Raw genomic sequence first — 19,177 nt, forward strand, 5'->3', positions numbered from 1 at the left:
GATGGGTCCCGGGCCGTGNATGTCGCATATCGCCGTTTAGAACAAGCCTTCGATCTGGCCGTCGTCATTCAGACGGATGGTTTCCGACGCCGGTTTGCGCGGCAGGCCCGGCATGGTCATGATCTCGCCGCAGACCGCGACGATGAAGCCGGCACCCGCTGACAGGCGGACCTCACGCACCGGAACCGAATGGCCGGTGGGTGCGCCGCGCAGGGACGGGTCGGTCGAGAAGGAATACTGGGTCTTCGCCATGCAGACCGGCAGGTTGCCGTAGCCCGCATCTTCCCATTCCTTCAGCTGGTTGCGGATCTTGTTGTCCGCCAGCACCTCGTCGGCGCGGTAGATGCGCTTGGCGATGGTGTCGATCTTGTCGAACAGCGACATCTCGTCCGGGTAGATCGGCGCAAAGTTGGCCTGGCCTGCATCGACGATTTCCACAACCTTCTCGGCCAGCGGAGCAGAACCTTCCGAGCCCAGCTCCCAGTGGCGCGACAGAACCGCCTCGACGCCATGGGTGGCGGCGTAGGCTTTGACAGCGTCCACTTCGGCATCAGTGTCGGTGACAAAGTGGTTGATCGCAACCACCACCGGCACCCCGAAGGATTTGATGTTCTCGATGTGGCGGCCGAGGTTGGCACAGCCTGCGTTGACCGCGTCGACGTTCTCGGCGCCGAGGTCCGCCTTGGCCACGCCGCCGTTCATTTTCATCGCCCGCACGGTGGCAACCAGAACCACTGCCGAAGGAGCAATGCCTGCCTTGCGGCATTTGATGTTCATGAACTTCTCGGCACCCAGATCGGCGCCAAAGCCTGCCTCAGTCACCACATAGTCAGCGACTTTCAGCGCGGTCTTGGTGGCAATAACCGAGTTGCAGCCGTGGGCGATGTTGGCAAACGGGCCGCCATGCACAAACGCCGGGTTGTTTTCCAGGGTCTGCACCAGGTTCGGCTGCATCGCGTCCTTCAGCAGAACGGTCATTGCGCCCTCTGCCTTGATGTCGCGGCAGTAGACCGGAGTCTTGTCGCGGCGGTAGGCCACGATGATGTCGCCCAGGCGTTTTTCCAGGTCCTTGAGGTCGTTCGCGAGGCACAGGATCGCCATCACTTCCGAGGCCACGGTGATGTCAAAACCGGCTTCGCGCGGGAACCCGTTGGAGACGCCGCCCAGGGACGCGGTGATGGTGCGCAGGGCGCGGTCGTTCATGTCGACCACACGGCGCCATGCGACGCGGCGGGTGTCGATCTCGCACTCATTGCCCCAGTAGATGTGATTGTCGATCATTGCCGACAGCAGCGAATGCGCCGAGGTGATGGCGTGGAAGTCGCCGGTGAAGTGGAGGTTCATTTCCTCCATCGGCACCACTTGCGCATAACCGCCGCCGGCCGCGCCGCCCTTCATGCCGAAGTTCGGGCCCAAGGACGCCTCGCGGATACAGATCATCGCGTTCTTGCCGATCCGGTTCAGACCGTCGCCCAGACCCACGGTGGTGGTGGTCTTGCCTTCGCCCGCAGGAGTCGGGTTGATCGCAGTCACCAGGATCAGCTTGCCGTCTTCTTTGCCCTGCACCGAGTTGATGAAGGACTGAGACACCTTTGCCTTGTCGTGGCCGTAGGGCAGCAGATCGCTGTCCGAAATCCCGATCTTCGCACCAATCTCTTGGATCGGCTTCTTCTGCGCTTCACGCGCAATCTCGATGTCACTCTTGTAGCTCATGGCTATCTCCCTTTTGCCGTCTGTTCTGGCAGAAATCCCGCGGCGGGTGCCCTAGCGGGGCGCTATATATTCCTATTACTCAAATTATTTTCCTGCACGTCAACACTTTCTTGGCTATATTTGCCTGAAAAACAGGGCATTCCCAGTGTTTCGGGCGCCCATCGGAAACTGACGGAATTTCACCCCGGGTGAAAACGGCGCATATGCGGCAAGCGCTGCCGCAAACAAAAAGGGCCCGGGCAATGCCCGGGCCGTGCAGGGTCCGGCCCGAAGGCCAGACGGGGGAATCACTGCCGGGATCAGATATCCAGCGTGTTGTCCTTTTCCCAGCGGGAGAAATGATTGACGAAAGAGTTCCACTCCTGCTGCTTCATCTTCAGATAAGCAGCGGAAAATTCCTCGCCCATCATCGCCTTCAGGCCGTCGTCCTTGTCGTAGAACCGCAGTGCATCCAGCATGTTGAGCGGCAGCTTCGGCGCGTCGGTGATGGTGTGGCCTTCGGCGTACATGTCGATGTCATGGCGCGGGCCGGGATCCGCCTTGGCGCGCACACCCGAGAGGCCGGCTGCAATGATCACCGCCTGCAGCAGGTAGGGGTTCACCGCACCGTCAGGCAGGCGCAGCTCAAACCGGCCAGGGCCCGGGACGCGCACCATGTGGGTACGGTTGTTGCCGGTCCAGGTGACAGTGTTCGGCGCCCAGGTGGCACCCGACATGGTGCGCGGCGCGTTGATTCGCTTGTAGGAATTCACCGTCGGATTGGTGATCGCCGCCAGGGCTGATGCGTGCTTCATGATGCCGCCCAGGAACCAGCCACCCTGTTCGGACAGACCCAGCTCGGCGATATCACCTGTACCTTTGTCTGCGGCAAAGACGTTGTTGCGCGAATCCGCGCCCGGCGCGTCCCAGACCGAGATATGCGCATGGCAGCCGTTGCCGGTAAGGCCCTCTACCGGTTTCGGCATGAAAGTCGCACGGAAGCCGTGCTTTTCCGCCACCGATTTTGCCATGAATTTGAAGAAGCTGTGTTTGTCAGCGGTCGCCAGGGCATCATCGAAATCCCAGTTCATTTCCCACTGGCCGTTGGCGTCCTCATGATCATTCTGATACGCGCCCCAGCCCAGTTCCAGCATGTAATCGCTGATTTCCCGGATCACATCCAAGCGGCGCATCATCGCCTGCTGATCGTAGCACGGCTTTTCAGCGTTATCGAAGGGGTCCGAAATTTCCTCGCCGTCGGGTGTCAGCAGGAAGAATTCGGCCTCAATGCCGGTTTTCACATGCAGGCCTTCGTCCGCGGCCTCCTTGATCAGACGGCGCAGCACGTTGCGCGGCGCTTGGGCGACGTCTTCGCCCTCCATCACGCAATTGCCTGGAACCCAGGCGATTTCCTTGTTCCAAGGCAGTTGGATCACGGCGTCGGGATCCGGCACCGCCAGCATGTCGGGATGCGCCGGTGTCAGGTCAAGCCATGTGGCGAAACCGGCAAATCCTGCGCCGTCTTCCTGCATATCTGCGATCGCCCGCGCCGGCACCAGTTTGGCGCGCTGGCCACCGAACAAGTCGGTGAAGGAGATCATGAAATACTTAACGCCTTTTTCTTTTGCGAAAGCAGCCAGATCTGTCGTCATGGTCCCACTCCCTTTCCCTGTTGAACGTGTTTTGAAAAAGGCGCGGCCATTGCCTGGCCGCACCTGCCAATCATCAGAACCCTGCTTTGCCAGGATACCAGTCGGTACCGGCCAGAGGCACACGCGCCATGGCGGCGGCCTCCATTGTCAGGGCGCACAGATCCTCAGGCTCGAGGTTGTGCAAATGGTTGTGGCCGCAAGCGCGCGCAATGGTTTGCGCTTCCAGCGTCATTACCTTGAGATAATTGCGCAGGCGGCGGCCGGCTTCAACCGGATCGACGCGCTTCATCAGCTCGGGATCCTGGGTGGTGATACCCGCCGGGTCCATACCTTCGTGCCAGTCGTCATAGGCGCCAGTGGTGGTGCCCAGCTTCTGGTACTCGCTCTCCCATTTCGGATCGTTGTCGCCCAGCGCGATCAGCGCTGCGGTGCCGATGGCCACCGCGTCAGCGCCCAGCGCCATTGCCTTGGCCACATCTGCGCCAGTGCGGATGCCGCCGGAGACGACCAGCTGCACTTCGCGGTGCACGCCCAGATCCTGCAGCGCCTGCACGGCGGGTCGGATACAGGCCAGTGTCGGCAGACCGACATGTTCGATGAATACGTCCTGGGTTGCGGCGGTGCCGCCCTGCATGCCGTCCAAAACCACAACGTCAGCCCCGGCCTTTACCGCCAGCGCGGTGTCGTAATAGGGGCGGGTGCCGCCGACCTTGATGTAAATCGGCACCTGCCAATCGGTGATCTCGCGCAGTTCCAGGATCTTGATTTCCAGGTCATCCGGGCCGGTCCAGTCCGGGTGGCGGCAGGCGGAACGCTGGTCGATGCCTTTCGGCAGGGTCCGCATTTCCGCAACCCGGTCCGAAATTTTCTGGCCCAACAGCATGCCGCCGCCGCCGGGCTTGGCGCCCTGGCCGACCACAACTTCAATCGCATCCGCTTTGCGCAGATCGTCCGGGTTCATGCCGTAACGCGACGGCAGGTACTGGTAGACCAGCTTGCTGGAATGGCCGCGCTCTTCCGGGGTCATGCCGCCGTCACCAGTGGTGGTCGAGGTCCCGGCAGCGGACGCACCGCGGCCAAGAGCCTCCTTGGCCGGACCGGACAGCGCGCCAAAGCTCATGCCTGCGATGGTAACCGGAATATCCAGCTCAATCGGTTTTTTGGCAAAGCGGGTGCCAAGGGTCACCTTGGTCTCGCATTTCTCGCGGTAGCCCTCCAGCGGGTAGCGCGAGATCGAGGCGCCAAGGAACAGCAGATCATCGAAATGCGGCACCTTGCGCTTGGCGCCACCGCCGCGGATGTCATAGATTCCGGTAGCTGCCGCGCGGCGGATTTCCGCGTTGATCGGATTGGAGAAAGTCGCCGACTGGATCGGGACCGTACGGGGGATGTTATTGCTATCCATATCTTTTTGATCCCTGTCCTTAGTACGCTTGCGCGTTATCGACATCGAAGTTGTAGAGCTGACGGGCGGAGCCGTAGCGCTTGAACTCCTCCGGCTTGGCGTCTGCGCCGGCGCGGGCCAGCAGATCCTTCAGGATCTCTATGTGCTCCGGCCGCATCTCCTTTTCGATGCAGTCGGCGCCCAGGCTCTTGACCGAACCGCGCACAAAAAACCGCGCCTCGTAGCAGCTGTCGCCCAGCGCATCACCGGCGTCACCGAGCACAACCAGATTACCGGACTGCCCCATGAAGGCACACATGTGGCCAATGTTGCCATGCACGACAATGTCGATGCCTTTCATCGAGATGCCGCAGCGCGAGGACGCGTTGCCCTTGATCACCAGTAACCCGCCATGGCCGGTGGCGCCGGCATACTGGCTGGCGTCGCCTTCGACGATCACGGTGCCGGACATCATGTTCTCCGCCACACCAGGGCCGACCGAGCCTTCGACCTTGACGGTCGCCTGCTGGTTCATGCCGGCGCAGTAGTAACCGGTGGACCCTTTGACAGTGACTTCAATCGGCGAGTTCAGACCCACGGCAATCGCATGGCTGCCCTTGGCATTCACAATTTCCCAGGCGGTTTTGTTGGTGCCGCCATTCTGTTCCTGCAGGGCCGAGTTCAGACCGCGCAGGCCATTTGCTTCAAGATCATATGTCTGCATCTTAGTGGTTCCAGAAGTAAACGGTTGCGGGTTCGGGCTCCCAGACCTTGGCGTCTTCGATGCCCGGCAGGTTCACCAGCGCGCGGTATTCGCTGCCGAACGCCACATACTGGTCGGTTTCTGCCATCACGGCCGGCTTGCAGGCAATCGGGTCGCGGACCACGCCAAAGCCGTCCTTGGTGCCCACCACGAAGTTGAAGAAGCCGTCAAGGTCTTCCAGCGTGCCTTCCAGCGCTTCGCCGAGGGTGGCGCCGTTCTGCATCTTCCAGGTCAGATAGGCCGCACCGACTTCGGTGTCGTTCTGGCTTTCGATCCGCACCCCGTCACGGCGCAGCTTGCGGCGCAGAGAGTTGTGGTTCGACAGCGAGCCGTTGTGCACCAGGCACTGGTCCGACCCGGTGGAGAACGGATGCGCGCCTTCGGTGGTCACAGCGGATTCGGTGGCCATACGGGTGTGGCCGATGCCATGGGTGCCGCCCATGCCGCGCACGTCGAAACGCTCGGCAACTTTCTCGGGCAGACCCACCTCCTTGTAGATCTCGATGGCATCGCCTGCGCTCATGACGCGCATGCCAGGACGCAGCTCGGCCAGCGCGCTGCGGGCCTCCTCTGCCTTGCCCGCGGGCACATCCAGCACCGCGTGGGTATCGATCACCCGGATCGACACATCGGTGCTCAGCGCTTCGGCAAGCGCGCCGTCCAGCCCGTCAAAGGCTTCCTCCGGCGCATCGGACTGAACGGTGAGCTTGGTGCGCCCGTCCGCCTCGGATCCGTAGATTGCAATGCCCGCGCTGTCCGGACCGCGGTCCGTCATAGTGATGAGCATATCGGTGAGCATATCGCCTAATTTCGGCTCAAGTGATTTGTCTTTTAGAAAAAGACCGACAATCCCGCACATGGGTAAGCCTCCTGCTTTTCATCTCGAATCAACGCTAGCAGTTTGCGATCTGCCGTTCAACTCTTGTGAAACTTTTTTTCCTAACAAGTAAAAATGAGGCGCACCGCACTGGCGCGCCTCTCGATGCACTCAGGTCAGTATTTTTCGAGCAAGGAGTTTATTTTATCCCTATCTCCAATGCGCTTAGCCTTTTCCAGATGTGCGCCTTCGCGAACAAATTGGATCCGGTGCCAGCCAATCCAGAAGATCACGCCCAGGACAACCATCAGCCCTTCGGATCCTTGGAAAGGATACACTGCCCCAACCTCTGCCAGGTCCACCGCCCAGCTGTCGTAACCGATCGTAGACATTTTAGTTCTCCTTATTCAGCTGGAACACTGCCGCCGTCCAGCGCAGCCTTGTCGGCTTCAATGATTGCGGCTTTCGCGTCTTCGTAGGCATGGTGTTCGGCGTAATCGAGACCTTGCAGTTCGACCTCAACCGGGATGCGCAGAACCCCCATCGCCGCCTGGATTTTGGAAATCACAAAGGCAGGCAGGAAGCCGAGCACGAAGAACATGATCACGGCGCCGATGGTCTGGCCAACCGGGTTGACGGTGGCATAGCCCTCATACGGCGAGCTCGGCGCGCCCCACAGCAGGAAACCGGCGAGGATCAGACCCACGATGCCCGAATAACCGTGCACGGCAACTGCGCCAACCGCATCGTCGATCTTGAAGGTACGCTCGACCCAATAGTGCAGCTTGTAAACGATCACGACGCCAACAGCACCAACCAGCATCGCCTGGATCGGGTGATACAGGTCATTGCCCGCAGATGCGGTGATGATTCCGGCCAGACCGCCGGAGAACGTCCAGAACGCATCGCCCTTGGACACCACATATGCTGCCATCAGACCGCCGGATAGAGACATCAGGAAGTTGAAGGTGATCGCAGACAGCGAGGTCGGCGCCAGATAGATATTGGTGGCCGTCCAGGTTTCACCGGTCAGCAGGCCGCCGATACCCTCGGGCGAGATTACCGGAATGTTGCAAGCCGCGTAAAAGCCCCAGAACCCTGAATAGATCAGGAAAATCCCGATGGTCAGCATCCAAGGGTTATGCGGCGGAATGTCCCGCGGCGTGCCGTCGGCGGCAAACTTGCCGATCCGCGGACCCAGCACCATGATCACGCCCAGCGCATAACCGCCGGCAATCGCGTGGATCACTCCGGACGCATAGGCGTCGTGATAGCCAAGGTATTTCACCATCCAGCCCTCGGCATGCCAGCCCCAGGCCGCGTCGATGATCCAGAACACCGAGCCAATCATCACCGCGTGCAGCCACAAGGCGGACGAGCGGATCCGTTCGATCACAGCCCCTGACACGATCGAGGCTGCGGTCCAGGAAAACAGCAGGAACGCTGCCCAGAACACACCGGTGATCCGGTCCGAGAGGTTGGTGCCCATGTTCTGCGACCACGGCAGGTTTGCGGCACCTGCGTCGTGATTTAAGCCCCCGAAGAACGGGAAGCTGGGAAAGGCCCAGTAGATCCACCAGCCGAAGAAGAAGAATGTCACCGTGACCAGCGGAATGATCATGATGTTCTTCATTAATGTATGCATGTGGTTGCGGTGGCGGCTGGCGCCGACCTCATACATACAGAACCCCACGTGTATGAGGAACATGAAGACAACGGTCACCCAGTAGTAGAACTCGGTGAACACCGTTGTTAACGCGTTCAGATTTCCATCCAATGTTTTGCCCTCCTGTTGGCAGTTCTCCCGGGCTTTTTTGCCTCTTGGGAATATTATTTTCATTTATTATTGTGTCTCAGGAGGCCAAGCTGTCAATAATCATGTGAAAGTTTGTTCACCCCCAGAAAAGCTCAAACTGCCATCCAAACGCCTTTACTCCACTCCTGCGGGCAGCCTAAAGCCCACCCTCCCAAGGGCTTAAGGCGTTCTGCCCGCATCCCCCTCCCAGCTTCTCCCCAGACCCCAGGCTTTAGGCAAAGGCGTGGATCAATCGTGGATTTGCGACAGAATCAAGCGAATCTCCGGCACCGGAAGGGGCGATTCTCCCCTGAAACGGGGCACTCTGCGGCTGTCTCAACCACAAGCAGCCTCCCGAAAAGACCATTTCCGGCCAGCCGATGCCGCAAACCCGTCCGAAATCGGCCTTTTAAGCAAAATCTTTTTCCTGCTAGGAATAATCGTTGACACAGCGCCCCCTCTTTTGGCTAACTGGACCGGACCAATGGAACCAAATCAAGAAATTTGGTCCACCACTATTCAGGGAGACACAGACGATGGCCATTATCTGGCGGACCTCAGCACTGGCACAGCGGCACAAAGAAATCGGCGGCGAGCTGGAAGATTGGAACGGCATGGGAACCGCCTGGTTCTATGACCACACACCCGAACGCGCCAAGGCCGACTATGAGGCGGTCCGCACCAAAGCGGGCCTGATGGACGTGTCGGGCCTCAAGAAAGTCCACGTCGTGGGTGAACACGCAGCCCAGGTCATCGACCGGGTCACCACCCGCAACGTCGAAAAGATCATGCCGGGCCGCTCCACCTACGCCTCGATCCTCAACGATCAGGGCAAATTCGTGGACGATTGCATCATCTACCGCCTGTCGGTGAACAGCTGGATGGTTGTGCATGGCACCGGCACCGGCATGGAGCAGCTGAATACCGTTGCAGCGGGCAAGAACTGCTCGGTGATCTTCGACGACAATCTGCACGACATGTCGCTGCAGGGCCCCGTCGCAGTGGATTTCCTGGCCGAATACGTCCCAGGCATCCGCGATCTGGCCTATTTCGGCATTATCCAGACCAAGCTGTTCGGCTGCCCCGTGATGATCTCGCGCACCGGCTACACCGGCGAGCGCGGCTATGAGATCTTCTGCCAGGCCAAGGACGCGGTTCACCTGTGGGACAGCATCCTGAAAGAGGGCAAAGGCTTGGGCATCGTGCCGGTGCAGTTCTCGACGCTCGACCTGCTGCGCACCGAAAGCTACCTGCTGTTTTACCCGGGCGACAACTCCGAGACCTATCCGTTCAACGACGAAACCTGCGGCGACACCCTGTGGGAGCTGGGACTGGAGTTCACTGTTTCTCCGGGCAAGACAGGCTTCATCGGCGCCGAAAACCACTATGCCGCTGAAGGCAAGGAGCGGTTCAAGATCTACGGTGTCGTGCTGGAAGGCACCACCCCAGCGGACGAAGGCGCAGACCTGCTGCAAAACGGCGAAAAAGTCGGCGTTGTCACTTACGGGATGTATTCCGACGTCAACAAGCACAACGTGGGAATTGCCCGGATGCCGGTGGCCTGCGCCAAGCCGGGCACCGAGCTGACAGTCCGCAATGGTGATGGCATCGAGATTGCCGCCACCGCCGAAGAAATGCCCTTCTACGACAAGGACAAATCGATCCGCACCGCAAAGGGCTGATCCGGATCCCGGGCGCCCCCCGGTTGGGGGCGCCTGCTTTCGTTCACCCGGACTGCAGGAAAAGCGACCCACATGTCTAAGACCGTATTCCCCCCTTCCATCAATAGCCGCCCCGTCTATGGCGAGCTTGAGGCCCGTCCCGGCAGCGGCCACCTGATGATTGCCGACGCCGAAGGTGCAGAGGCGATCCTTGACCTGGCCAAAGCCACAGACAAGGATTTCTGGGCCAAGGCCCACGTCATCTATATCCCCAAGAACACCGGCACCAAATACAGCAGCCAGCTGGAAAAGCTGGGTGCTGGCCAGTATTACGCCGGTCCCTCCTATGAAGCCGCGCAAAGCCGCATCCGCCGCGCCCTGCAGGACTGCCATATGGGCACCCAGGTCTATCTGACCGGCACCGAAAGCCTGATGGGCCAGGCCATGGCCGAGGCCACCGCGGCCGGCATTCCGCATACCGCGATCCAGACTGAGCACCGCGGCTCCACCGCACGCCGCATGCAATGCGTGCACTGCAAGGGCATCACCGAGGACGTCACCACCGACCCCTTTGAATGCAGCCACTGCGGCCTCAGCCTGTTCGTGCGCGATCACTATTCGCGCCGCCTTGCGGCCTTCCAGGGGGTGCGGGTAGATGCCGAGGATCCGGGCAACATCCCCAAAAAAGTGGAGCTGTTCAAATGAGTGCTGGCACCGCAAAACTGAATGTCACCGTGGCTGAAGTCAAACCGATCAACGATCTCGTCACCCGATTCAAATTTGTCCGCACCGGCGGCGGCGACCTGCCCACCTTTTCGGGCGGCGCCCATACCGTGGTCGAGATGCAGGACGGCGATATCACCCGGCTCAATGCCTATTCGCTGATGTCCAACCCGGCCGACCGCGGCGCCTATACCATCTCCGTGCGGCGCGATGACGAAGGCCGCGGCGGCTCCAAATTCATGCACAGCCAGGTGAAAGAGGGCATGGAGATGGTGATCTCCAACCCTGTGAATCTGTTCTCGCTGGATCTGCGCGCCAAGAAACACCTGATGCTGGCCGGCGGCATCGGCATCACGCCTTTCATGGCGCAAATGCATCAGCTCACCATGATGGGGGGCCAGTTCGAGCTGCACTACTCGGTGCGCAACGCCTCGCTTGGCACCTACGCCGAGGAGCTGAAAGCAAAATATCCGGGCAAGGTGCATATCTATCATGACGACCAGGACGAGGCGATCGACCTCAATACCCTGATCGCCACTCAGCCACTGGGCACCCATGTGTATGTCTGCGGCCCCAAGGGCATGATCAACTGGGTACACGGCACCGCCGAGGACATGGGATGGCCGCGTGAGGCGGTGCACTCCGAGGAATTCCTGGCCCCGGCCTCCGGCAAGCCGTTTGAGGTAAAGCTGGCGGTCTCAGGCAAGGTGATCCAGGTCGGCGAACATCAGTCACTGCTCGAAGCCATCGAAGCAGCGGGCGTTGACGCCCCCTATCTCTGCCGCGGCGGTGCCTGCGGCCAGTGCGAAACCAATGTCGTCGGTTATGATGGCAAGTTTCTGCACTACGATCACTGGCTCGACGACGAACAAAAGGCCGGCGGCAAACACATCATGCCCTGCGTCTCACGTTTCGAGGGCAAGACCCTGGTTCTGGATCGCTGAGGAAAAGAAAATGACCATTCAATTCAACGACGAAACCTTCTACGGCGATTTCACCTTCAAGAACTCGGACTGGGCCATCAAACGTTTCCCCTTCCCGTTCCACGAAGACAGCTACATGTATTCGGTGAACATGGAGCCGCATAAATCTTACCGGCCAGGCTCGGTGTTCGAACGCACCTTTGACGTGGACGAACATTATGTCGCGGAAATGAAGGACCGTGCCCGCGTGCTGGCCAACGACCCGCTGCGCTGTCAGTCACTGCCGCATATGACACTGGCCGGCTGGGACCTGGTCGAGCTGATCATGGAGGCCAAGGCGGCCGAATACCCGGATCTGTTCGAACTGCATAAGGACGGCAACCGCTGGCGCTGGGTGAACAAACCGCTGGGCATTGACGATACCTTCACCTTCCTCGACGAAAGCACCCTGCCATACGGTCCGATGGAATACATTACCCGTCAGACCCAGGGCGACTTTGCGGTACTGGACCAGCGCGACGACAACCTGTGGATGGACGCCGGCATGGTCACCACCCAGGCGGACTGGAGCCTCGATTTCGACATCGGCATGAATTTCTTTGAATGGCACGCTCCGGTGCCCAAGGCGAACGAAATGGGCATCTTTGTGCGCGCGCTGAAGTTCCTGTTGAACATTCAGCAGGGCCAGCCGGCCCGGCGCCTGAATTGGACGATGACCGTCAATCCGCTGCTCGACACCTCGCCTGAGAACTACCACAAATGGGGCACCATGAAGCAGGGGCTGACGATGGAGAACATCGGCGAAAAGCAGCACCTGCGGGTCGAGCTGCAGACCTTCTTCCGACTACCCCGCTCCAATGCGCTGGTGTTCCCGATCCGCTGCTACCTGATCCGGTTTGAGGATCTGGTCACAGTGCCGAAATGGGCCCGCCGCCTGCACCGGGTGATCCGCGACCTGCCCGAGGAACTGGCCACTTACAAAGGCTTCATCGACAACCGCCCGCTGATGGTGGAATACCTGTCGCAGTTCGACGATGGCAGCCCGACCTCGGATGGTATCTGGGCAGACGACTGATTCCGAAAGCTTCCGGCGGGCCGTCCCTACCCCCTGTCAATCAGGCCCGCCTCACTGACTGCCGCCGCCTCTGGCCCGGCAGTTTCTTTTTGTCTAGAGATAAGTGGTGTTGCACTCCCGCCCCTGCAGCAGAAGGCAGGCTCCGCCTACCCTTGCGCAGCGTTGGGCCGGGCAGCGCGCTGCGGGCAGTTTCGGCAACATCAGCTCCAGAACGCAACCGGGCCGCGCATCGCGCGGCGCCACGCCCAACTGTGCAGGGACATCTTCAGGTGTTCCGCAGCAGGCGGGAGCGCTCCGGCTGCGGCTCAGCTCGACTGCGGATACGAAATGATTGACAGATAGCGTGCGGGCAGCTTGATCAGCTGTTCCGGCCCATGCGGCGCGTCGGCATCAAAAAACAGCGTGTCTCCAGGCTTCAACGGAAAGACCTTGTCGCCATGCCGGTAATCCACCTCACCTTCCAGCATATAGAGCATTTCAACGCCATCATGCTGGAAGGTCGGGAAGACATCCGACTCTTCGGTCAGGGAGATCATGTAAGGCTCCACCAATACACCCGAGGCATTGGCACCCAGATGCCCCAGCAACTGATACTGATGGCCCGCCCGCGTTCCAGCACGCTCGGTCTCGACGCCTTCACCCGACCTGGTATGCACCGCTTCGCGGGTTTCTTCAAAACGGCGGAAGAAAGACGTGATCGGAACGCTCAGCGCGTTGGCCAGCAATTGCAGCGTAGTCAGAGACGGGGATGTATTGCCGTTCTCGATCTTTGACAGCATTCCGATCGACAGCCCGGTCAGCGTGGCCAGATCGGCCACAGTGATCCCCTGCTGGCGCCGGAACGACCGGACCTCGCGGCCAATGGCCACTTCGAGAACTTTTTCCGCGCCGTCGCGGACCCGGTGCGGATCTTGAGAAAGGTTATTTGCCACTGCGTCGCTATCGTCTTTGGGTTTAGCCACTGTGTTATCTTCCTTATGGACGGCTTCTGACAAGCGCGCAGCGGGCGATACGTAAAATCTTTTCCGGACGCAAGAAACCACGCGAAAATTATTTTACTGGCATTACCACTTTTTCCCAAGCCCTCACCGCCACAGGAAAGAAATTTGTTGCCGTTCCGTCAGCCCGGCAGGAGCGCAGACAAGAAACCCGGACCATCTGGCCCGGGTTTCTGCATGCCGGCATTATTGGCTTGGGTACACTCAGTCATCCAGCAGCAGCAAGCAGGCGCCAAGAACTTTGCGCGTGCCATCAAACACCACTGGTTTTTCGCCGCGCCAGCGGCTGGCATGTCGGTGGCCGACCGGCCAGCCGGAAGTCAGGCTGCGCAGGGTCTCACCAGTCTCTGCTGCGATCCTGCCCACCCGGGTTTTCAAATTGGCATGAAAAGTATCCCGGTGCAGTGCTTCCATCCGCAAATGAAACAGCGATGACCGGCTGCGCGGTGCGATCTGCATCTGCTCCACCTGCTCTGCCGCTCCGGCCCAGATCCGCAATGCGCGGGCTTGCAACTTTTCCGCCTCCGCCAACGCCCCGGCACGAAACTGCAGCCTTGCCAGATTGGCCGGTGTTGCTGCCCGGCGCAGATCCGTCGCCGGAAAAACAACCCGCGCCAGCAGGTCCGCCAGCCGGAACAACCGCATCGCATTGCGCGGACGGTCACGTCCAGCCGCAGCCAGCGCCCGTTCCATCAACCGCTCCCAAGCCAGATCAGCGCGGGACCAGCCGGCCTCGCGCGCGACCCGCATTTCCGCATCGGCCTTAAAGCCCCAGATACGCGGCGCGGACGTGTTCGTTTCCGTGAAGCTCATCTGCAGGACCCTCCATTGCTGCATTTCCAGTTTCCAAAACATAAGCGTAATCGGCCAGTTCCAGTGCCAGCTCGGCATTTTGCTCGACCAGCACCACCGACAGCCCGTTGGCGTTGATCTCCTCGACGATCCGGGCGATTTCCTCGACGATCACCGGCGCCAGCCCCATCGATGGCTCATCCATCAGCAACAGCCGCGGTTTGGACATCAGCGCCCGTCCTATCGCTAGCATCTGCTGCTCGCCGCCCGACATCGTCTTGGCCATCTGGGTGCGCCGCTCGCGCAGGCGCGGGAAGCGGGTGAAGACATCCTCCAGATCGTCTTCGATGGCGTCTTTATTTCTCCGCAGAAACGCTCCGGTGCGCAGGTTCTCCTCCACCGTCATGTCGGGGAAGATCCGCCGCCCTTCGGGCACATGGGCGATGCCATTGGCCACCACCTTATGCGCTGGCAGATGGTCAATCCGCTTGCCCTCGAATGTGATCTCACCCTCAGTGATTGGCAGCATCCCCGACATCGCCCGCAACGTGGTGGTCTTGCCCGCCCCGTTGCCGCCGATGATGGTGACGATCTTGCCCTCAGGCACCGCGACCGAGATGTTCCGGATCGCGTTGATCTTGCCGTAGTTGACGGCGATGTTCTTCATCTCAAGCAACATGGCGCGCGCCTCCAAGATAGGCCTCGATCACCGCCGGATGATTGCGGATCTCCTGCGGTCCGCCTTCGGCCAGGAACTTACCAAAACTCATGCAGGTGATGGTGTCGCACAGTCCCATGATCGCCTGCATGTCATGCTCGACAATCAGGATGGTGATCCCGTCCGCCTTCAGCCGCTCCATCAGATCCATCATCTGCCGGGTCTCTTCCGGGTTCATGCCGGTAAAGGGCTCGTCCAGCAGGATCACATCCGGGTGGCTGGCATAGGCCACCGCCATGCCCAGCGCCCGCTGGTGGCCGTGGCTCAGATCGCCTGCCCGTTCCTGCATCACATGGTCCAGGCCAAAGAACTCCAGCGCTTCCTTGGCCCGCGCCTCAGCCCCGCTGCGGTCCTCGCTGTCCCAGCCGATGATCGCGGCAAAGATATTGGGGCGGAACGGCATATGGGTGCCAACCAGCGCGTTCTCCAGCACGGTCAGCTCGGCAAACAGTGTCGAGTGCTGGAACGTCCGCACCACCCCGCGCCGGGCCACCTCATGCATCTGCAGGCCGGAGATATCCTCACCGCGCAGCAGCACCTGCCCCTCGGTGGGCTTGTAGAAGCCCGAGATCATGTTGAAGGTCGTAGTCTTGCCCGCCCCGTTAGGGCCGATCAAACCGTGAATGGACCCATGCGCCACCTTGAACGACAGGCTGTCCACCGCCGTCAGGCCGCCAAACTGCATGGTCAGGTCTTTGACTTCAAGAAAATCGGTCATTCTGCCGGCCTCCGTTCCGGCGCACCCTCAGCAGCGCGTCTTTTGGTGAATTTCTGCACGATGCTTTCCAGCCCGTTAGGCAGGAACAGGATCGACAGGATCATGATGGCGCCATAGATCAGCGGCCGCATCTGCTCGAGACCCAGCTCACGCAGCACAATCTCGTTGATGACGGTGAGAACCACACAGCCCAGGATCGGGCCGTAAAAGGTAGCGGTGCCGCCAACGATCGCCCAGGTCAGCACATAAACCATCAGGTCGATATCAAAGGCGTTGGGGTTAATGGTGCCAATGTAATGCGCGAGCAAAGCGCCGGAAATCCCGGCAAAGCCCGAGGCAATGGCAAAGGCAAGCGTACGGTAAGCCCGCACATTCACGCCAGAGGCCTGCGCCAGCTTGTCCTGCCAATGCACCGCATGGAAGGTCAGGCCAACCGGAGATTTCTCGATACGCCACAGGATCCACAGGCACACAGCGACAATGATCCCTGCAAAATAGTAGTAGGACGTCGGCTCGAAGAAATCGAACTGGTAGAATCCGACCGAGAAATCCGGCATCGGGTCGATCCCCTTGATCCCCTTGGCGCCGCCAAACGGGTCACGGAACCGCTTCCACAGCAGGCGGATGATCTCGCCGGCGGCAAAAGAGCCGATCAGGAAATAGAACCCTTTCATCCGGAACAGCGGGAAAGACAGCAGTACCGCAATCAGCGCCGCAATCACCCCGCCCAGCAGCATCGAAATAGGAACATAGACTCCAAGTTTTTTGGTCAGTAGGGCCGAGGAATAGGCCCCCACCCCCATGATCACCACATGGCCCAGCGACCATTCGCCGGTCAGAGTCAGCAACCGGTAGCTGGCCACCAGCAGCACGTTGATGGTCAGGAACACCAGGATTTCCTGCTGCGAAAAGCTGAGCCCATGCGGCAGGGCGATCAATGCGGCCAGCGCCGCGATCCAAATCAGGAACTTAGGCACGGTCGGCACTCCCAAACAGGCCGGTCGGCTTCACAATCAGCACAACCAGCATCAGCGACAGCCCGACGATGTCAGCCAGCACGCCATCATAGAAAGTGGTCACAAAGGTATGCACTAGCGCATAGGCGACCGAGGCCACGATGGCCCCCTCCAGCGAGCCGACCCCGCCCACGATGATGACGATAAAGGCGGTGACAATCACCGAATGCCCCATATGCGGGTTGACCGAGACCAGCGGCGCAGTCAGCGCCCCGGCGATCCCGGCCAGACCGGCGCCGATGAACATGGCAATCCGCGCGGTCATGGTGATTGAAATCCCCTGCAGCGCTGCCGCCTCAGGATCCTGCGCCGAGGCGCGCAGCGCCCAGCCGAATTTGGTCCGCTTCAAAAAGTACCAAAGCGCCGACAGCAGTACGATTGCGGCGATGATCACATAAAGCCGCGCCACTGGCAGCCGCACCTTCTCCGTGAACACAATGACTTCTTGCGTCACTGGCGGGATATGCACCATCCGCACGCCGAATCCCATAACCGCCAGCGCCTGCAGGATCATCAGAAACCCGATCGAAGCGACCAGCCCGCCAAGTGGATTGTCCTTCAAAGGCCTGAACAGCGCCTTTTCCATCAACAGGCCCAGACAACCGACAAACAACAGGCCAATGGCAACAGCGACAAAGAACGGCAGGTGCAGCTCTGCATAGAGCGCCACAATCGCATAGGCGCCCGCCATGAACAGTTCGCCATGGGCAAAGTTGATCACGCCCATGACACCAAAAATCAGCACAAGCCCCACAGCAACAAGGGAAATATAGCTCGCAGCATACACGGCGTTAAGGCCGGTCTGCGCCAGAAGGTCCAGCATCGGATTGTCTCTTTATTCAATCGGTCTGCGGCGCAAAGAATTAACTCCGCGCCGCGAGTTTGCCTGCCTGACAGGTCAGCTGCGCTGATTCCACATCTGATCATAGGCCTGCATGTGCTTGATCAGCAGATCACCGTGTTTCGCATACCAGTCAGGAATCGAACGGAAGTCCTTGATCCTGGCCTTACCGCTTTCGATCGCCACCACCGGCCAGTCGCCGACCAGCGCATTGTCGATGCCAAACAGTTCGGTGCCCCACCAATCCGCGTCACCAAAGGCATGCTTGCCCTTACCCTCTTTCATCGCAGCTGCCACCGCATCCGGGCTAGCCGATCCAGCTTTCTCCGCTGCTGCCTTCCACAGATCCATGATCGAGGCATATTCCCAGCTCACCGCGCCCCATTGGCCCGGGTGGCGGGTATTGAACGCCTCATAAAACCCGTTCGGATCGGTGAAATTGATGTTATCGCCGTTCAGCGCCGGATCATCGAAATCCGGGAACTGGAAGACGAAACCTTCCATAAACTCTTCCGAGGTTTTGGCGATCATCTGATCATAGAAATCCGCGGTGCAGGAGATGATCTGCCCGGTGAAGCCCTGCTGGAACAGCTGTTCGGCAATCGGATGCACATAGTCACTGTAGCAGGTATCGAGACAGACAATGTCCGGGCTCTTGCTGATCAGCCGGGTGACAACCGGTGCAAAATCAGTGGTTGCCGGGTCAAACAGCAGCGGCGCGTCCAGCATCTCGATCCCTGCCGCCTCAAAGGCCGCCAGATAGGTCGCGACCGAGGGCAGGCCAAGCGCATCATCCTGGGCGCACATCACCGCGGTCTTCAGCTCCGGTTTGTTCTCGGCCAGCCACTCCACACCGGTCACATTGTAGATCGGGTGCACCTCGGCCGGTGCGATCAGCGTATTGGTATCGGGTGACAGGTCCGACGGCAGCAGGGTGGAGAACAGCATGCCGGTCTTGTCCGCCACCGGCTGCACGCCGGGCCAGGTGTCACCGCCCAGCATCATGATAAAGCTCACACCGTCCTCGCGGATCAGCTTGGTGGCCCCGGTGCGCGCCTTGGCCGGATCGTATTCGTTGTCATAAGACACGAACTCGACGTCATAGCTGCCATCGCCCAGCTTGATGCCGCCCGCGGCATTCACCCGCTCGGCCCAGATCTGGCAACCGTCCAGCCCGGGCTTGCCCCAGGCCGCCACCGCGCCGGTTAATGGCGCCAGAAAGCCGATCCTGATTGTATTGCCCGCCGCCAGTGACGCGGCCGGCAGCCCGGCACTCATCGCGGTGACCGCTGTCGACTTGAGGAACGTCCTCCGGGTCAGCCCCGATTTCACGATCTTGGAAATCATCTTCTTCTCCCATGTTGGACCCGCCTGTTTTGCGGCGGTGTGTTCTGCAGGATGCGGTCTCTGTCTTTCGCGCCCCTTGGTTTCAACTCAACACAACTGAACCAATTAGGGTAAATTGGCCCCATCCTGAACCAAGGCTAGCAGCGAGCTGGTTCACCGCAAAGAAATTTTCTTTCATTCAGCGAACCAAAAAGGCACCAATACAGGACCATTCATCCAGAAATGCGGCAAAACCAACCCGCAAAACGGCATAAAAACATGA

The 19,177-nt window shown here is 60.1% G+C and carries 18 protein-coding genes; 4 read left to right on the plus strand and 14 right to left on the minus strand.

All coding sequences use genetic code 11. The annotated features are described in order from the left end of the window. Positions 1-36 precede the first annotated feature (36 nt). The 7 genes from AQUI_RS0105685 to AQUI_RS0105715 all read right to left on the minus strand — a co-directional run bounded on the left by AQUI_RS0105685 (position 37) and on the right by AQUI_RS0105715 (position 8,085). Complete coding sequence (locus tag AQUI_RS0105685; RefSeq protein ID WP_027256635.1) at positions 37-1,713, minus strand: formate--tetrahydrofolate ligase; 1,677 nt, start codon at positions 1,711-1,713, stop codon at positions 37-39. Positions 1,714-2,012: 299 nt separating this feature from the next. Then, complete coding sequence (gene glnT / locus AQUI_RS0105690; RefSeq protein ID WP_027256636.1) at positions 2,013-3,344, minus strand: type III glutamate--ammonia ligase; 1,332 nt, start codon at positions 3,342-3,344, stop codon at positions 2,013-2,015. Positions 3,345-3,417: 73 nt separating this feature from the next. Continuing rightward, positions 3,418-4,749, minus strand: coding sequence for an FMN-binding glutamate synthase family protein (locus AQUI_RS0105695; protein WP_027256637.1), 1,332 nt, complete (start codon positions 4,747-4,749; stop codon positions 3,418-3,420). A gap of 19 nt (positions 4,750-4,768) precedes the next feature. Further along, a complete protein-coding gene (locus tag AQUI_RS0105700) occupies positions 4,769-5,452 on the minus strand; it encodes a GltB/FmdC/FwdC-like GXGXG domain-containing protein (RefSeq protein WP_027256638.1) in 684 nt (227 codons plus the stop codon). A gap of 1 nt (position 5,453) precedes the next feature. Beyond that, entirely contained in the window at positions 5,454-6,350 is an 897-nt protein-coding gene (locus AQUI_RS0105705; protein ID WP_027256639.1) for a class II glutamine amidotransferase, read from the minus strand. A gap of 134 nt (positions 6,351-6,484) precedes the next feature. Continuing rightward, the gene (locus AQUI_RS0105710; protein WP_027256640.1) at positions 6,485-6,700 is read right to left on the minus strand and encodes a hypothetical protein; all 216 of its coding nucleotides are present in this window, start codon (positions 6,698-6,700) and stop codon (positions 6,485-6,487) included. A gap of 11 nt (positions 6,701-6,711) precedes the next feature. Then, complete coding sequence (locus AQUI_RS0105715) at positions 6,712-8,085, minus strand: ammonium transporter (RefSeq protein ID WP_027256641.1); 1,374 nt, start codon at positions 8,083-8,085, stop codon at positions 6,712-6,714. 554 nt (positions 8,086-8,639) lie between these two features. On the opposite strand from AQUI_RS0105715, the gene AQUI_RS0105720 reads away from it, so the two are divergent. From AQUI_RS0105720 to AQUI_RS0105735, 4 genes are all read left to right on the plus strand, one after another. Next, on the plus strand, positions 8,640-9,785 hold the full coding sequence (locus AQUI_RS0105720; protein ID WP_027256642.1) for an aminomethyl transferase family protein: 1,146 nt from the start codon (positions 8,640-8,642) through the stop codon (positions 9,783-9,785). A gap of 72 nt (positions 9,786-9,857) precedes the next feature. Then, the gene (locus AQUI_RS0105725; protein ID WP_027256643.1) at positions 9,858-10,469 is read left to right on the plus strand and encodes a dimethylamine monooxygenase subunit DmmA family protein; all 612 of its coding nucleotides are present in this window, start codon (positions 9,858-9,860) and stop codon (positions 10,467-10,469) included. Next, the gene (locus AQUI_RS0105730) at positions 10,466-11,431 is read left to right on the plus strand and encodes a PDR/VanB family oxidoreductase (RefSeq protein ID WP_027256644.1); all 966 of its coding nucleotides are present in this window, start codon (positions 10,466-10,468) and stop codon (positions 11,429-11,431) included. The genes AQUI_RS0105725 and AQUI_RS0105730 overlap by 4 nt, the downstream gene beginning before the upstream one ends. Positions 11,432-11,441: 10 nt before the next feature. Next, positions 11,442-12,485 carry a heme-dependent oxidative N-demethylase family protein gene (locus tag AQUI_RS0105735; protein WP_027256645.1) on the plus strand — a complete coding sequence of 348 codons (1,044 nt, stop codon included), beginning with the start codon at positions 11,442-11,444 and terminating at the stop codon, positions 12,483-12,485. 305 nt (positions 12,486-12,790) lie between these two features. Here AQUI_RS0105735 and AQUI_RS0105740 read toward each other — a convergent pair whose 3' ends face one another. The 7 genes from AQUI_RS0105740 to AQUI_RS0105770 all read right to left on the minus strand — a co-directional run bounded on the left by AQUI_RS0105740 (position 12,791) and on the right by AQUI_RS0105770 (position 18,915). After that, positions 12,791-13,447, minus strand: a complete 657-nt coding sequence (locus AQUI_RS0105740; protein ID WP_051371995.1) for a helix-turn-helix domain-containing protein — start codon at positions 13,445-13,447, stop codon at positions 12,791-12,793. A gap of 240 nt (positions 13,448-13,687) precedes the next feature. Beyond that, positions 13,688-14,296 (minus strand): hypothetical protein, encoded by a 609-nt coding sequence (locus AQUI_RS0105745; RefSeq protein WP_035919824.1) that lies wholly within the window; start codon positions 14,294-14,296, stop codon positions 13,688-13,690. Further along, on the minus strand, positions 14,247-14,954 hold the full coding sequence (locus AQUI_RS0105750; RefSeq protein ID WP_035919826.1) for an ABC transporter ATP-binding protein: 708 nt from the start codon (positions 14,952-14,954) through the stop codon (positions 14,247-14,249). The genes AQUI_RS0105745 and AQUI_RS0105750 overlap by 50 nt, the downstream gene beginning before the upstream one ends. After that, entirely contained in the window at positions 14,944-15,711 is a 768-nt protein-coding gene (locus AQUI_RS0105755) for an ABC transporter ATP-binding protein (protein WP_027256649.1), read from the minus strand. The genes AQUI_RS0105750 and AQUI_RS0105755 overlap by 11 nt, the downstream gene beginning before the upstream one ends. Continuing rightward, complete coding sequence (locus AQUI_RS0105760) at positions 15,708-16,688, minus strand: branched-chain amino acid ABC transporter permease (RefSeq protein WP_027256650.1); 981 nt, start codon at positions 16,686-16,688, stop codon at positions 15,708-15,710. Before AQUI_RS0105760 ends, AQUI_RS0105755 begins: the two co-directional genes overlap by 4 nt. Next, positions 16,681-17,550 carry a branched-chain amino acid ABC transporter permease gene (locus AQUI_RS0105765; protein WP_027256651.1) on the minus strand — a complete coding sequence of 290 codons (870 nt, stop codon included), beginning with the start codon at positions 17,548-17,550 and terminating at the stop codon, positions 16,681-16,683. Before AQUI_RS0105765 ends, AQUI_RS0105760 begins: the two co-directional genes overlap by 8 nt. Before the next feature lie 75 nt (positions 17,551-17,625). Then, complete coding sequence (locus tag AQUI_RS0105770; RefSeq protein WP_027256652.1) at positions 17,626-18,915, minus strand: ABC transporter substrate-binding protein; 1,290 nt, start codon at positions 18,913-18,915, stop codon at positions 17,626-17,628. Positions 18,916-19,177: the final 262 nt, after the last annotated feature.

Origin of the sequence: Leisingera aquimarina DSM 24565, from assembly GCF_000473165.1 — a bacterium.
GTDB classification, from domain to species: domain Bacteria; phylum Pseudomonadota; class Alphaproteobacteria; order Rhodobacterales; family Rhodobacteraceae; genus Leisingera; species Leisingera aquimarina.

Coding starts and splice junctions, on each gene's coding strand:
- AQUI_RS0105685 (WP_027256635.1), bottom strand. CDS start 1,713: ATGAGCTACAAGAGTGACATCGAGATTGCGCGTGAAGCGCAGAAGAAG.
- glnT (WP_027256636.1), bottom strand. CDS start 3,344: ATGACGACAGATCTGGCTGCTTTCGCAAAAGAAAAAGGCGTTAAGTAT.
- AQUI_RS0105695 (WP_027256637.1), bottom strand. CDS start 4,749: ATGGATAGCAATAACATCCCCCGTACGGTCCCGATCCAGTCGGCGACT.
- AQUI_RS0105700 (WP_027256638.1), bottom strand. CDS start 5,452: ATGCAGACATATGATCTTGAAGCAAATGGCCTGCGCGGTCTGAACTCG.
- AQUI_RS0105705 (WP_027256639.1), bottom strand. CDS start 6,350: ATGTGCGGGATTGTCGGTCTTTTTCTAAAAGACAAATCACTTGAGCCG.
- AQUI_RS0105710 (WP_027256640.1), bottom strand. CDS start 6,700: ATGTCTACGATCGGTTACGACAGCTGGGCGGTGGACCTGGCAGAGGTT.
- AQUI_RS0105720 (WP_027256642.1), top strand. CDS start 8,640: ATGGCCATTATCTGGCGGACCTCAGCACTGGCACAGCGGCACAAAGAA.
- AQUI_RS0105725 (WP_027256643.1), top strand. CDS start 9,858: ATGTCTAAGACCGTATTCCCCCCTTCCATCAATAGCCGCCCCGTCTAT.
- AQUI_RS0105730 (WP_027256644.1), top strand. CDS start 10,466: ATGAGTGCTGGCACCGCAAAACTGAATGTCACCGTGGCTGAAGTCAAA.
- AQUI_RS0105735 (WP_027256645.1), top strand. CDS start 11,442: ATGACCATTCAATTCAACGACGAAACCTTCTACGGCGATTTCACCTTC.
- AQUI_RS0105745 (WP_035919824.1), bottom strand. CDS start 14,296: ATGAGCTTCACGGAAACGAACACGTCCGCGCCGCGTATCTGGGGCTTT.
- AQUI_RS0105750 (WP_035919826.1), bottom strand. CDS start 14,954: ATGTTGCTTGAGATGAAGAACATCGCCGTCAACTACGGCAAGATCAAC.
- AQUI_RS0105755 (WP_027256649.1), bottom strand. CDS start 15,711: ATGACCGATTTTCTTGAAGTCAAAGACCTGACCATGCAGTTTGGCGGC.
- AQUI_RS0105765 (WP_027256651.1), bottom strand. CDS start 17,550: ATGCTGGACCTTCTGGCGCAGACCGGCCTTAACGCCGTGTATGCTGCG.
- AQUI_RS0105770 (WP_027256652.1), bottom strand. CDS start 18,915: ATGATTTCCAAGATCGTGAAATCGGGGCTGACCCGGAGGACGTTCCTC.